Raw genomic sequence first — 13,213 nt, 5'->3', positions numbered from 1 at the left:
GCCGTCGCCCCCCTGCCCCCCCCCCCCCCCCCCCCCCCCCCGGCGCCCCCCCCCCCCCCCCCCCCCCCCCCCCCCCCCCCCCCCCCCCCCCCCGGCTCCTACAGGATCGCGCCGTTTTTTAGAAACGGAGCAGGGATCAAGCCCTGAACTGACCCAGACTGGCGCGCAGTTGGGCCGCCAGGTCATCCAGCACCTTGCTGCTGGCAGTGGTCTGCATCACCACCTCGGCCGAGCGCTCGGCTTGAGCATGGATATTCTCCACCCGCCCACGCACCGCCTGCGCGCCGTGGGCTTGCTGCTCAGCAGCGCGGGTCGCCAGGCCGATGGCCGCGTGCACTTGCTCCACGGCAGCCTGCACCGACTGCTGGCGACGCTCGTTGTCGCGCAGCACCAACAGCCCCTCGCTGGCCTTGAGCCCGGCCTGGCTGATGGTCGCCACCGCTTCCTTGGCACCTTTCTGCAGCGCGGCAATGTGCGCCTGAATGTCGCCGGTAGAGCTCTGCGTCTTGCTCGCCAGCGCCCGCACTTCGTCGGCCACCACGGCAAACCCGCGGCCCGTCTCCCCAGCGCGGGCGGCTTCGATTGCCGCGTTGAGGGCCAGCAGGTTGGTCTGCTCGGCAATCCCGTGAATGACGGTCAGCACCACTTCAATCTGCTCACTTTGCTTGGCCAGGCGCTCGATCACTTGCGAGCCCGTTTCGACCTGGCCGGCAAGGTTCTCGATCAAGCTCGCCAGCTGCGTCGAGGAACGGCTGTTCTCATCGGTCGCCTGGCGAATGTCCACCACCTGCTGCAACGCCGCCTGCATGGCATGGCTTTCAGCCTGGGCTTCGTCGGCCATGCTCGACAGGTCGCGCAGGCTGGCAGCCACTTCGTCACGCTGCAACGCCGCTGCGGCATCGGCTCCGGCGTTGCGCTGGGCCATGGTGCCGATCTCGACCCCGGTCCGTTGGGCCACCTCGCCGGCCTCGCGGACGATAGGCTGCAGCTTGTCGACGAAGCGGTTGACCGCCGAGGCCATGTCACCGATCTCGTCGCGGCTGTCGAGGTTCACGCGCTTGGTCAGGTCCCCTTCCCCGGCGGCAAGGTCATTGAGCGCAGCGATCAGCAGGCGCAGCTTGCTGAGCACGCGGCGGCCTAACACCACGGCGACCACCAGCAGCACACCCAGGCCAACCACCACCAGGCCCAGGCCAATGCGCCAGCGCAGCTCGGCAGCTGCGTCACGCACGGTTTGCGCGGTGTTGGCCTGCATTGCGGTGGCGCTGACCTGCGCGGCTTCCAGGCGCTCGCGCAGGGCCTTGCCGCTGTCGGCGGCTGCGGCTCCCAGGCTATCGCCGACCAGTTGCTCACCACTGGCAATCAGAGCACTGAAACGCTGGTCGAGCGCCTTGAGCGCCTGATCAACGCCGGCCGTGGAGACCCCCATCAAGACTTTGCCGATCTCGGCACCATTGGGGCTGATCGAGGCCTCGACGAAATACACCGACGGGTCGCGACGCGCGGCTTCGAGCACCTTGTCCAGCGCCCGCTCGCCCTGGCCCTTCTCGATCAGCGCCTGGTTGATCGGGTTCTGCCGGTTCAGGTAGCGGGTGAGGTGCTGGCCCTGGGCGTCGTCGTAGATCACAAACAATACGTTGGGGTTGCGCTGGGCGCGGCGGGCGAAGTCAGAGAGCATCGGCACATCGTTGTCCCAGATCGCCCGTGGGGCGACCGAGGCCAGCAATTCGGCCATGTCGTTGGCCGAGTCCTTGAGGTTTTTCTCCAGGGTGGCGCGCAACTGCTGCTGTTCGTCCTGCAGCCGCGTGGAAAGCCCCGCGCTCAGACGCTGGCGGGTACTGCTGGAAAGGCTCTCAAGGCCCCCGCGCACGTCCTGCCCGGCCTGCTCCAGCTCGCCGGCGAGCTGACGGCTGTCATTGCCCAGGCGCTCGCCCAGATCGGCCTCCAAGGCCGTCACGGTGCTGCGGGTCAGCGCAACGGCAACCAGCACCTGCACCAAAAGGGCGATACCAAGGGCAACAAACACAGGCCGCAGGAGGCGGCTTCGTAACAGTGAAAGGATGGCAGACACGGTGTAACCCTCGTGTTTTCTGGCGCCACTATTTTGATGGCATCTACAGAAACTTCTTACAGCAAGGGTTGTGCCGCATACAGCAGGGATACACGCCAAGGTCTAGCAATACCGCCAGGCCTGGGCCACAAATGAAAACGCCGCGATCCTTTTCAGGACCGCGGCGCCAGATCAGCCTGAAGGGCAGATCAGGCGAACGGATGACGCAGGACGATGGTCTCGTTGCGGTCCGGGCCGGTCGAAATGATGTCGATCGGCGCGCCTACCAGCTCTTCGATGCGCTTGATGTAGTCACGCGCAGCTTGCGGCAGCTCTTCCAGGGTTTTCACGCCCAGGGTCGACTCGCTCCAGCCTGGCATCTCTTCGTACACCGGCTCCAGGCCGATGTAGCTGTCGGCATCGGAAGGCGCGTCGATGACCGCACCGTTCTCGTTCTTGTAGCCAACGCAGATGTTGATGGTTTCCAGGCCGTCCAGCACGTCCAGCTTGGTCAGGCAGATGCCCGAGATGCTGTTGACGTCGATGGCGCGACGCAGGATGACGGCATCGAACCAGCCGCAACGACGGGCACGGCCGGTGGTCGAACCGAACTCGTGACCACGCTTGGCCAGGGTGGCGCCGGTCTCGTCGAACAGTTCGGTCGGGAACGGACCGGAACCCACGCGAGTGGTGTAGGCCTTGGTGATGCCGAGGATGTAGTCCAGGTACATCGGGCCAACGCCGGAACCGGTGGAGATGCCGCCAGCGGTGGTGTTGGAGCTGGTGACGTACGGGTAGGTACCGTGGTCGATGTCCAGCAGCGAGCCCTGGGCGCCTTCGAACATGATGTCCTTGCCGGCGCGACGCAGGTTGTGCAGCTCGGCGGTGACATCGAGCATCATCGGCTTGAGCTGCTCGGCGTAGGCCATGCACTCGTCCAGGGTCTGCTGGAAGTCGATGGCCGGCTCTTTGTAGTAGTTCACCAGCTGGAAGTTGTGGTAGTCCAGCAGCTCACCTAGCTTGGCGGCGAAACGCTCGCGGTGGAACAGGTCGCCAACGCGCAGGCCGCGACGTGCAACCTTGTCTTCGTATGCCGGGCCGATGCCGCGGCCGGTGGTGCCGATCTTGGCTTCGCCACGGGCTTTTTCACGGGCCTGGTCCAGGGCCACGTGGTACGACAGGATCAGTGGCGCAGCCGGGGAGATGCGCAGGCGCTCGCGCACCGGTACGCCCTTCTCTTCCAGCTTGGTGATTTCACGCATCAGGGCGTCCGGGGCAACGACCACGCCGTTGCCGATCAGGCACTGTACGCCTTCACGCAGGATGCCCGAGGGAATCAGGTGCAGAACGGTTTTTTCACCGTTGATCACCAGGGTGTGGCCCGCGTTGTGACCACCTTGGTAGCGCACTACGGCGGCAGCATGTTCGGTCAGCAGATCGACGATCTTGCCTTTGCCCTCATCACCCCACTGGGTGCCCAGGACGACGACATTCTTACCCATTACATTGGTCCTCATTCACGCAAACTTGGTTGCCGGCCTACTGCCGACGCAGAAACTCACTGGGCCAGCGGCAGAACCTGCCAGCGCCCGTCTTGCTGAATCAATTGCCGATCACAATCCGCCTCGAGAGCAGCACTCAACGGCTGGCCAGGCAGGGCCTGGACCACACGCTGGCCCTCGTTGCGCAACTGGCAGACCTGCTGCCAGAGGGCCGCGTCGCCACTGTCCGGCATCCAGATGCCGCCAGTTGGCAATACGACCTCCGCTCGCCCCAGTGTGACCAGGGTCTTCAAATCCGTGGAGAAACCGGTGGCCGGGCGAGCCCGGCCAAAGTCGGCGCCGATGTCGTCATAGCGGCCGCCCTGGGCGATCGATTGACCCTCGCCCGGGACAAACACGGCGAACACCACGCCGGTGTGATAGTGGTAGCCGCGCAGCTCGCCGAGATCGAAGTACAGCGGCAGCTCCGGGTAGCGCGACGCCAGGCGATCAGCGATGGCCAACAGGTCGTCGAGCGCTGCCAGTACGCTGGCCGGGGCACGCCCCAGACGCACACGGGCTTCGGCCAGCACTTCACGGCCACCGCACAGCTCGACCAGAGCGCGCAGCATGTTGCCCAGGTCCTTCGGCAGGTCGGCGGTCAGCGCCTGTACTTCATCGACCGATTTGCGCTGCAGGGCATCGAACAACTGCTGTTCGACCGCGCCCGACAGGCCGGCGGCACGGGCCAGGCCGCGGTAGATGCCGACGTGGCCGAGGTCCATGTGCACATCGGCAACGTCGGTCAGCTGCAGGGTGGCGAGCATCAGGCTGATGACTTCGACATCGCTGGTCGGGCTGGCATCGCCGTACAGCTCGGCACCCAGCTGAATCGGGCTGCGCGAGGTGGACAGGGCACGCGGCTGGGCGTGCAGCACGCTGCCGGCGTAGCACAGGCGGCTCGGGCCCTCACGGCGCAGGGTGTGGGCGTCGATACGCGCCACCTGCGGGGTGAAGTCGGCGCGGAAGCCCATCAGGCGGCCCGACTGCGGGTCGACCACCTTGAAGGTGCGCTGATCCAGGTCCTGGCCGGCGCCGGTGAGCAGCGACTCCAGGTACTCGATATGCGGGGTGACGACCAGCTCATAGCCCCAACTCTGGAACAGGTCCAACACCTGACGGCGCGCGATCTCGATACGCGCAGCCTCAGGTGGCAGTACTTCCTCGATGCCATCTGGCAGCAGCCAGCGGTCTACCGTTGCCATTACGCCATTTCCCCTCTGGTCCGGGCGGCTTGCCAGCAGGCGAGCCGTCAGTAAAGCCGGCATCGCGCACAGCAGCGGGCAGCACTGATCCCAGCGCAGCCACCGTACCCGATACCCTCGAATTGCCTTGCGACCTGACCAAACCGTCAACTGGCGCTTTGCCAATCAACCTTGCAGACGCAAAAAAGCCGGGAAATTTCCCGGCTGCCTCATCATACACCCCTTTTCATTCAGGATGCACCCCGCCTGGTGTTTTAGCTGCCAGGCGGGGCGCCGCTGAATGAAAATCAGGGCATGAGCATCACGGCTTGCTCTTGTCCAGGAAGCGGAAGAACTCGTTCTTCGGATCCAGGACCAGTACGTCGCTCTTGCTCGAGAAGCTCTCGCGGTACGCCTGCAGGCTACGGTAGAACGCATAGAAATCGGCGTCCTGGGAGTAGGCCTTGGCATAGATGGCGGCCGACTGGGCGTCGCCATCACCGCGGGTTTCCTCTGCTTCGCGGTAGGCTTCGGCCAGCAGTACACGGCGCTGACGGTCGGCATCGGCACGAATACCTTCGGCCAACTCGTTACCTTTGGCGCGGTGCTCGCGGGCTTCCCGCTCACGTTCGGTGCTCATGCGGTCGAACACGCTGCGGTTGACTTCCTTCGGCAGGTCGATGGCCTTGACGCGCACGTCGATGACCTCGATACCCAGCTCCTTGCTGGCCATGCGGTTCAGCGAGGCGGTGATGTCAGCCATCAGCGCGTCACGTTCACCGGAAACCACCTCGTGCAGGGTACGTTTACCGAACTGGTCACGCAGGCCGCTTTCCAGGCGACGCGACAGACGCTCGTCGGCGATCTGCTTCATGCCGGAAGTGGCCGTGTAGAAGCGCTCGGCATCCTTGACGCGCCACTTGGCGTAGGCGTCGACCATCACCGCCTTCTTCTCCAGGGTCAGGAACCGCTGGGTCGGGGCGTCGAGGGTCATCAGGCGTGCGTCGAACTTACGTACCTGGTTCACGTATGGAATCTTCACGTGCAAGCCCGGCTGGACATCCGCCTGGACCACCTTGCCGAAGCGCAGCAGTACCGCACGCTCGGTCTGGGACACGATATAGAAGCTGTTCCAGGCCACAATGGCCAGAACCACGGCGGCGATCAGGGCGATCAGCGATCGGTTGCTCATCAGCGGCTCTCCCTAGTGCGCAGTGGCTGCTGTTGCTGTTGCAGGTCCTGCGCGGCACGTGCGGCCGCATCGTTGACCGACGGGCTGACACTGGTGCTTGGCGCGGAAGCGCTGCGGCTGCCTTCGACCATCTTGTCCAGCGGCAGGTAGAGCAGGTTGTTCTGCCCGTCCTTGGCCGTGACCAGAACCTTGCTGGTATTGCTGTAGACCTCTTGCATGGTCTCCAGGTACAGGCGCTGACGGGTCACGTCAGGGGCCTTGCGGTATTCGCCGACCAGTTTGGTGAAGCGGTCGGCCTCACCCTTGGCGCGAGCGATGACTTCGTCGCGGTAACCGTTGGCGTCCTCGATGATGCGCTGGGCCTGGCCACGGGCTTCCGGCACCACGCCATTGGCGTAGGACTCGGCCTGGTTGCGGGCACGCTGCTCGTCTTCACGGGCGCGGATCACGTCGTCGAAGGCTTCCTGCACTTCACGCGGGGCTGCCGCGCTCTGTACGTTGACCTGGGTGACGGTGATACCCGTGCGGTAGTTGTCGAGGAAGCGCTGCAGGCGTTCGCGGATATCCACGGCCATCTGCTCACGGCCTTCGGTCAACACCTGGTCCATCGAGGTGGAACCCACCACGTGGCGCAGGGCACTGTCGGTCGCATGCTGCAGGCTGACCTCAGGCTGGTCGACGTTGAGCACGAAGTCCTGCAGGTTGCTGATCTTGTACTGGACGGTCAGCGGCACCTCGACGATGTTCTCGTCCTCGGTGAGCATCTGCCCCTGCTTGGTGTAGGCACGCTCGCGCGTGACGTTTTCCATGTACTTGCGATCGATCGGCGGGAAGTAGATGTTCAGGCCGGGACCGACCGTCTCATAGTACTTGCCGAAGCGCAGCACCACGGCCTGCTCCTGCTCGTCGACCACGTACACGGCGCTGTACAGCCAGATTGCGGCAAGCACCGCCAGGCCGATGCCCAGCAGGCCGAAGCCACCACCCTTGCCGACATTGCGGTCACCGCCGCCACGTTTCTTGCCACTGCCGAACATGCCGTTCAGGCTGTCCTGCAGCTTGCGGAAGGCCTCGTCCAGATCCGGCGGACCCTTCTTGTCGCCACCACCGCCGCCACCGCGACGGCCGCCCCAGGGATCCTGATTGTTCGAGTTGCCACCCGGCTCGTTCCAAGCCATAGCGCTCTCCATCTGATAAAGCAAAGACGCGCCCACGGCGCGCCGTCCAATGCTACAGAATGCCTGCCACTGCTGCCCGGCGACCTCGCCGGGCATTTATTGCAAAGTGTGTTGCTCGACAAACACTTGCGGCTCCATGCCTTCACGACTGACCAGGCGATTCAACTCGACCCTGGGCAGGCGAACACTCAGCAGGCTGCGCCCTTCTTCGTCATGCTCTTCACTCTGCACGGCACCCAGGGCAAAGAATTGCGCGCGCAAGCGGGCAAAACGCTGCTCCAGACACAGGGTACCGACAAACAGATCATCCCCCAGCAACTCGGCAATCGCCTGGCCGACCAACTCCAGGCCACGTCCATCTCGTGCCGATACCCAGACCCGCTGCGGCTTGCCATCGGCATCACGCTGGATCTGCGGCTCGACATCTTCAAGCAGGTCGAGTTTGTTATAGACCTCAAGGATCGGCAAGCCTTCGGCACCGATCTCGCCCAACACGGCCAACACTTGCTCGATCTGCTCCATGCGCTCTGGCTCATGGGCGTCGATCACATGCAGCAGCAGGTCCGAGTTGCTCGATTCTTCGAGCGTAGCCCGAAATGCCTCGACCAGCTTGTGCGGCAGGTGGCGAATGAAGCCCACGGTGTCGGCCAGCACGATCGGGCCCAGGTCGGCCAGCTCTAGCCGGCGCAAGGTCGGGTCGAGCGTGGCGAACAGCTGATCGGCCGCGTACACCTCGGATTCGGTCAGGGCATTGAACAGCGTGGACTTGCCGGCGTTGGTATAGCCGACCAGCGAAACCGAAGGGATATCCGCGCGCTTGCGGCCACGGCGGGCCTGCTCGCGCTGGCTGCGCACCTTTTCCAGGCGCCCCTTGATCTGCCGGATACGTACCCGCAGCAGGCGGCGGTCGGTTTCCAGCTGGGTTTCACCCGGGCCACGCAGGCCGATACCACCTTTCTGCCGCTCAAGGTGGGTCCAGCCGCGCACCAGCCGCGTGCTCATGTGGTCGAGCTGGGCCAGTTCGACCTGCAGCTTGCCTTCATGGGTACGCGCCCGCTGGGCGAAGATGTCGAGAATCAGCCCGGTACGGTCAAGCACGCGGCACTCGAAGACTCGCTCGAGGTTGCGCTCCTGACTGGGCGTGAGGGTGTGATTGAAAATCACCAGGTCTACCTGTTCGGCTTTGACCAGGTCGCGCAATTCCTCGACCTTGCCGCTGCCAATCAGGTATTTGGCCGTAGGCTGATGCCTGGCTACCGTGGCCAACGAGACGATGTCGGCTCCAGCCGACAGTGCCAGCTCCTGAAACTCCTGCGGGTCTTCGCGCGCCTCAGGGTTCTGACCTTCCAAGTGAACGAGCAACGCCCGCTCACCACCACCGTGGCGCTCAAAGAACAATGCAGGCTCCTATCAGGCGTTGCCTGGCTCGCTGTCGCCGTGTTCGGAATCGGACGGGCTTGGCAGGCGAACCGGACGAGCAGGAACCACGGTCGAGATGGCGTGCTTGTAGACCATCTGGCTGACGGTGTTCTTCAGCAGTACCACGAACTGGTCGAAGGATTCGATCGAGCCCTGCAGCTTGATCCCGTTTACCAGATAGATCGATACCGGGACCTTTTCTTTTCTCAGTTGGTTCAAGTAAGGGTCTTGTAGCGAATGCCCTTTTGACATATGCCGCACTCCTGTAAGGATAAATAATAGAAAATCAGAAAAATTGATAAGTCAGGCCGCCCCTTCGCAAGAATAGACGGCTATCAGCAGGGACTCAGCTCAATATGGAGACGGCCCCAAGGTATTTCAAGGTGCGGGACAGATTGTCGCAGGCCAGGCTGTCGAGCCAGTGCACATCAGGCCAGCCACGCAACCAGGTGAACTGCCGCTTGGCCAGCTGCCGAGTTGCAATGATACCGCGTTCGCGCATCTCATTCTCAGTCAGCTTGCCGTCGAGGTAGTCCCAGACCTGTCGATACCCCACTGCCCGTATAGACGGCAGCCCGGCGTGCAAGTCACTTCTGGCTCGCAGCGATCGGACCTCCTCAACGAAGCCCTGTTCCAGCATCTGCGAAAATCGTAGCGCAATTCGCTTATGCAAAATGTGACGATCCGCAGGCGCAATCGCCAAACTCGCGACAGTATAGGGCAAATGCCCGCCAGCGCCTGCGTCTGCGCCGCTACTTTCCGCGAATTGACGCTGGCGATGGGCAGTCATGTTCTCGCCACTCACCCGATAAACCTCCAGCGCCCGGATCAGCCGCTGCGGGTCGTTGGGGTGAATGCGCGCTGCCGACTCCGGGTCGACTTCCGCCAGTTGCCGGTGCAGCTCGGCCAGGCCCAGCGCCTCGGCCTGGGCCTCGAGCTCTGCGCGCACGGCGGCATCGGCCGCCGGCATGTCCGCCAGGCCTTCGATAAGCGCCTTGTAATAGAGCATGGTGCCACCGACCAGCAACGGAATCTTGCCGCGCGCGGTGATATCGGCCATCGCCTCCAGGGCATCAGCGCGAAACTGCGCGGCCGAGTAGCTCTCGGCCGGGTCGCGGATGTCGATCAGCCGGTGCGGGTAGGCCGCCAGAATCTCTTTGGAAGGCTTGGCTGAACCAATATCCAGGCCACGGTAGACCAGCGCCGAGTCGACACTGATCAGCTCGCAGGGCAGGACCTTGGTCAGCTCGATGGCGAGGTCTGTCTTGCCGGCCGCCGTCGGGCCCATGAGGAATATCGCAGGGGGCTTGCCGCTCATGTCATCGACCGCGCAGGAAAAGTTTGTCCAGATCGTCCAGACCCATCTGGGTCCAGGTCGGGCGACCATGGTTGCACTGGCCGCTGCGCTCGGTGTTTTCCATGTCGCGCAGCAGGGCGTTCATCTCGGGGATGGCCAGGCGCCGGTTGGCGCGCACGGCGCCGTGGCAAGCCATGGTACCGAGCAGTTCGTTGAGATGCGCCTGGATACGGTCGCTGGTGCCGTACTCCATCAGGTCGGCGAGCACGTCCTGGACCAGGCGATTGGCTTCGGCCTGCTTGAGCAGCGCAGGAATCTGGCGGATCGCTAGCGTTTCAGGGCCCAGGCGTTGCAGCTCGAAGCCCAGGCGCTGGAACCACTGGCCGTGCTCCTCGGCACAGTCGGCCTCGCGCTGGCTCAGCGCCAGGGTTTCCGGCACCAGCAGCGGCTGGCCGCTGAGGCCTTCGCTGGCCATGGCCACCTTGAGCCGCTCGTACATGATGCGCTCGTGGGCCGCATGCATGTCCACCAGCACCAGGCCAACGGCATTCTCGGCCAGGATGTAGATCCCCTTGAGCTGGGCCAGGGCATAACCCAATGGCGGGATGTCGCCCAGGCTTTCCGGCAGCGCCGAAGGGGCTGGCGTGCCAGTGTTCAGCGGCTTGTAGAACTCGCGGTAGACCGCCTGGGACTCGGCGGCCGGCAACGGCTGCGACGGGCGCGGTGTGTACTGGTACTGGTAACCGGCGCCACTGCCACCATTGGAAATGGAATGCTGCGGCGCTTGCGGCTGCTCGAGCACCGGCGAGGCCAGGCGCATTTCGCCTTGCGGGCCGAACTCACCGGCCTGCTGGCCAGTCGGGCGAACCACTTCAGGCACAGCGGCAGGCGCAGCCAGCTGATCTTCCGGGCGTACATCAGCCAGGGCACGGTGCAGCGTGCCATAGAGGAAGTCATGCACCGAGCGGCCTTCGCGGAAACGCACTTCGTGCTTGGTCGGGTGCACGTTGACATCGACGCCATTCGGTTCGAGCTCGAGGAACAGCACAAAGGTCGGATGCCGGCCATTGAACAGCACATCGCGATAGGCCTGGCGTACGGCATGGGCGACCAGTTTGTCGCGCACCGCACGGCCGTTGACGAAGAAGTACTGCAAATCGGCCTGGCTGCGCGAAAACGTCGGCAGGCCGACCCAGCCCCACAGCCTCAGACCATTGCGCTCGACGTCGATCGGCAGCGCCTGTTCCATGAAGCCCGGGCCACAGATGGCGCCGACCCGCCGTGCACGGGCAGTTTCGTCATGCGCCTCATGCAGGCTGAGGACACTCTTGCCGTTGTGGCGCAGGTGGAAGCCGACATCGAAGCGAGCCAGGGCCAGGCGACGGATGACTTCCTGCAGGTGATCGAATTCGGTCTTTTCAGCCTTGAGGAACTTGCGTCGGGCCGGGGTATTGAAGAACAGGTCGCGCACTTCCACCGAAGTGCCGACTGGATGCGCGGCGGGTTGCACGCGCGGCGTCATGTCTCGGCCTTCGGTCTCAACCTGCCAGGCTTCGCCAGCACTGGCCGTGCGCGAGGTCAGGGTCAGGCGCGCCACCGAGCTGATCGACGCCAGTGCCTCGCCACGGAAGCCCAGGCTCAGTACGCCTTCAAGGTCCTCCAGCTCGCGAATCTTGCTGGTGGCGTGACGGGCCAGGGCCAGCGGCAGGTCGTCGGCGGAAATGCCGCTGCCATCGTCACGTACCCGCAGCAGCTTCACACCACCCTGCTCGACTTCCACGTCGATGCGCCGGGCGCCGGAGTCCAGGCTGTTTTCCAACAGTTCCTTGGCCACCGAAGCCGGGCGCTCGACCACCTCACCCGCAGCAATCTGGTTGGCCAGCCGCGGGCTGAGCAGCTGTATGCGCGAACCGCCACTCATTGCGAAGCCAATGTGGTAGCGGGGATATCGAGGTGCTGGCCGACCTTCAGCTCATCGGTCTTGAGGCCGTTGGTGCTGCGCAGGCTGGGCACACTGACCTGATAGCGCACGGCGATCATCGCCAGGGTCTCGCCCGGGCGCACGGTGTGCTCACGCGGGCCTTGGGCGATCTTGCCACTGTCGCGCAGCCAGGCAACGTAGGTGCCGGGCGGCGGGTTCTGCTGGAAGTACTGGCGCACACCGGTATGAATCGAACGTGCCAACGCTTGCTGATGGCTGGCAGTGGCCAGCTTGGCCGCTTCGTTGTTGTTCGAGATGAACCCGGTTTCAACGAGGATCGACGGGATATCCGGCGACTTCAGCACCATGAAGCCTGCCTGTTCCACCCGCTGCTTGTGCAGCGACGTCACGCGGCCCATGTTGCCGAGCACCTTCTGCCCGACATTCAGGCTGGAGCTCAGCGTGGCAGTCATCGACAGGTCGAGCAGCACGCCCGCAAGCATGCGGTCCTTGTCGTCGAGGCTGACGTTGCCGGCACCACCGATCAGGTCGGAACGGTTTTCCGTGTCGGCCAGCCAGCGCGCGGTCTCGGATGTGGCGCCACGGTCGGACAGGGCGAACACCGAGGCGCCGAACGCGGCGCGTGACGGTGCAGCGTCGGCGTGGATCGAGATGAACAGGTCGGCACCCTTCTTGCGGGCAATCTCGGTGCGCTTGCGCAGTGGAATGAAGTAGTCACCGGTACGAGTCAGCTCGGCGCGGTAACCCCTTTCGGTGTTGATCTGGCGCTGCAGCTCCTTGGCGATCTGCAGCACGATGTCTTTCTCGTGCTGGCCGCTGGAGCCGGATGCCCCCGGGTCTTCGCCGCCATGGCCGGCATCGATGGCGACCACGATGTCGCGCTTGCCGCTTGGCACCGGTGGCAGCTTGATCGCGGGCTGAGCCGGGGTCACCGGCACGGCTGGCGTGGTCGCCGGGGTCTGCACCGGCGTTGGCGGCGGGGTCGGCGCCGTGGCGGCGATGGCGTCGGCTTCCTGGTCGTACAGGTCGACCACCAGGCGGTTGCCATACTGGGCATTGGGCGCCAAGGTGAAGCTCTTGGGCGTGACCGACTTCTTGAGGTCGACCACCACACGCAGGTCGGTAGGGGTACGTTGGGCCGAGCGCACGCTGCTGATCGGCGTGTTCGCGGTCGAAACGCTCAGCGGCGCGGCCAAGGTCGCGCCATTGATGTCGATCACCAGGCGATCGGGTGCGCTCAGGGTGAAGACGCTATGCTGCACGGGGCCAGACAGGTCAAAGACCAACCGCGTGTTGTCCGGCGCGCGCCACAGGCGCACGCTCTTGACTTGAGTGACGGCCAGAGCGTCAACGGTCACCGCTGTCAGCAGCAATCCAACGACAGCGACCAGTGCGCGTATGCGCATACCT

Annotated in this window: 10 protein-coding genes and 1 pseudogene; all 11 read right to left on the bottom strand. The window is 64.3% G+C overall.

Annotation, left to right across the window (positions count from 1 at the left end; genetic code table 11):
* Positions 1–136: 136 nt before the first annotated feature.
* The 11 genes and pseudogenes from ACIPZ5_RS12670 to ACIPZ5_RS12620 all read right to left on the bottom strand — a co-directional run bounded on the left by ACIPZ5_RS12670 (position 137) and on the right by ACIPZ5_RS12620 (position 13,209).
* Positions 137–841, bottom strand: coding sequence for a methyl-accepting chemotaxis protein (locus tag ACIPZ5_RS12670; RefSeq protein WP_400720495.1), 705 nt, complete (start codon positions 839–841; stop codon positions 137–139).
* A 201-nt stretch (positions 842–1,042) separates the two neighbouring features.
* Positions 1,043–1,255, bottom strand: a pseudogene (locus ACIPZ5_RS12665) (methyl-accepting chemotaxis protein); the annotation flags it as partial.
* Positions 1,256–2,259: 1,004 nt separating this feature from the next.
* Positions 2,260–3,552 (bottom strand): adenylosuccinate synthase, encoded by a 1,293-nt coding sequence (locus ACIPZ5_RS12660; protein WP_003249542.1) that lies wholly within the window; start codon positions 3,550–3,552, stop codon positions 2,260–2,262.
* Between the two features lie 56 nt (positions 3,553–3,608).
* The gene (locus ACIPZ5_RS12655; RefSeq protein ID WP_085676769.1) at positions 3,609–4,796 is read right to left on the bottom strand and encodes an ATP phosphoribosyltransferase regulatory subunit; all 1,188 of its coding nucleotides are present in this window, start codon (positions 4,794–4,796) and stop codon (positions 3,609–3,611) included.
* A gap of 301 nt (positions 4,797–5,097) precedes the next feature.
* On the bottom strand, positions 5,098–5,967 hold the full coding sequence (gene hflC / locus ACIPZ5_RS12650) for a protease modulator HflC (RefSeq protein ID WP_085676768.1): 870 nt from the start codon (positions 5,965–5,967) through the stop codon (positions 5,098–5,100).
* Positions 5,967–7,145: an FtsH protease activity modulator HflK gene (gene hflK, locus ACIPZ5_RS12645; RefSeq protein ID WP_313710510.1), complete on the bottom strand. Its 1,179-nt coding sequence runs from the start codon at positions 7,143–7,145 to the stop codon at positions 5,967–5,969. The genes hflC and hflK overlap by 1 nt, the downstream gene beginning before the upstream one ends.
* A 96-nt stretch (positions 7,146–7,241) precedes the next feature.
* Positions 7,242–8,543, bottom strand: a complete 1,302-nt coding sequence (hflX, locus tag ACIPZ5_RS12640; protein WP_027920749.1) for a ribosome rescue GTPase HflX — start codon at positions 8,541–8,543, stop codon at positions 7,242–7,244.
* A 12-nt stretch (positions 8,544–8,555) separates the two neighbouring features.
* Positions 8,556–8,816: an RNA chaperone Hfq gene (gene hfq / locus ACIPZ5_RS12635; RefSeq protein WP_027920748.1), complete on the bottom strand. Its 261-nt coding sequence runs from the start codon at positions 8,814–8,816 to the stop codon at positions 8,556–8,558.
* 94 nt (positions 8,817–8,910) lie between these two features.
* Positions 8,911–9,882: a tRNA (adenosine(37)-N6)-dimethylallyltransferase MiaA gene (gene miaA / locus ACIPZ5_RS12630; protein ID WP_343598200.1), complete on the bottom strand. Its 972-nt coding sequence runs from the start codon at positions 9,880–9,882 to the stop codon at positions 8,911–8,913.
* Between the two features lies 1 nt (position 9,883).
* Complete coding sequence (gene mutL, locus ACIPZ5_RS12625) at positions 9,884–11,782, bottom strand: DNA mismatch repair endonuclease MutL (protein WP_400808933.1); 1,899 nt, start codon at positions 11,780–11,782, stop codon at positions 9,884–9,886.
* A complete protein-coding gene (locus ACIPZ5_RS12620; protein ID WP_261942473.1) occupies positions 11,779–13,209 on the bottom strand; it encodes an N-acetylmuramoyl-L-alanine amidase in 1,431 nt (476 codons plus the stop codon). The genes mutL and ACIPZ5_RS12620 overlap by 4 nt, the downstream gene beginning before the upstream one ends.
* Between the last annotated feature and the right edge of the window lie 4 nt (positions 13,210–13,213).

The sequence above is a fragment of the Pseudomonas sp. NPDC089428 genome (assembly GCF_044749325.1).
GTDB lineage: Bacteria > Pseudomonadota > Gammaproteobacteria > Pseudomonadales > Pseudomonadaceae > Aquipseudomonas.
Note: the sequence above shows the minus strand (reverse complement) of the source record. Positions and strands in the feature narration are given on the sequence as shown.

Bases quoted from the DNA above. Each gene is read 5' to 3' on its own strand.
- ACIPZ5_RS12670 (WP_400720495.1), bottom strand. From the start codon at position 841: ATGGCCGACGAAGCCCAGGCTGAAAGCCATGCCATGCAGGCGGCGTTG.
- ACIPZ5_RS12660 (WP_003249542.1), bottom strand. From the start codon at position 3,552: ATGGGTAAGAATGTCGTCGTCCTGGGCACCCAGTGGGGTGATGAGGGC.
- ACIPZ5_RS12655 (WP_085676769.1), bottom strand. From the start codon at position 4,796: ATGGCAACGGTAGACCGCTGGCTGCTGCCAGATGGCATCGAGGAAGTA.
- hflC (WP_085676768.1), bottom strand. From the start codon at position 5,967: ATGAGCAACCGATCGCTGATCGCCCTGATCGCCGCCGTGGTTCTGGCC.
- hflK (WP_313710510.1), bottom strand. From the start codon at position 7,145: ATGGCTTGGAACGAGCCGGGTGGCAACTCGAACAATCAGGATCCCTGG.
- hfq (WP_027920748.1), bottom strand. From the start codon at position 8,816: ATGTCAAAAGGGCATTCGCTACAAGACCCTTACTTGAACCAACTGAGA.
- miaA (WP_343598200.1), bottom strand. From the start codon at position 9,882: ATGAGCGGCAAGCCCCCTGCGATATTCCTCATGGGCCCGACGGCGGCC.
- mutL (WP_400808933.1), bottom strand. From the start codon at position 11,782: ATGAGTGGCGGTTCGCGCATACAGCTGCTCAGCCCGCGGCTGGCCAAC.
- ACIPZ5_RS12620 (WP_261942473.1), bottom strand. From the start codon at position 13,209: ATGCGCATACGCGCACTGGTCGCTGTCGTTGGATTGCTGCTGACAGCG.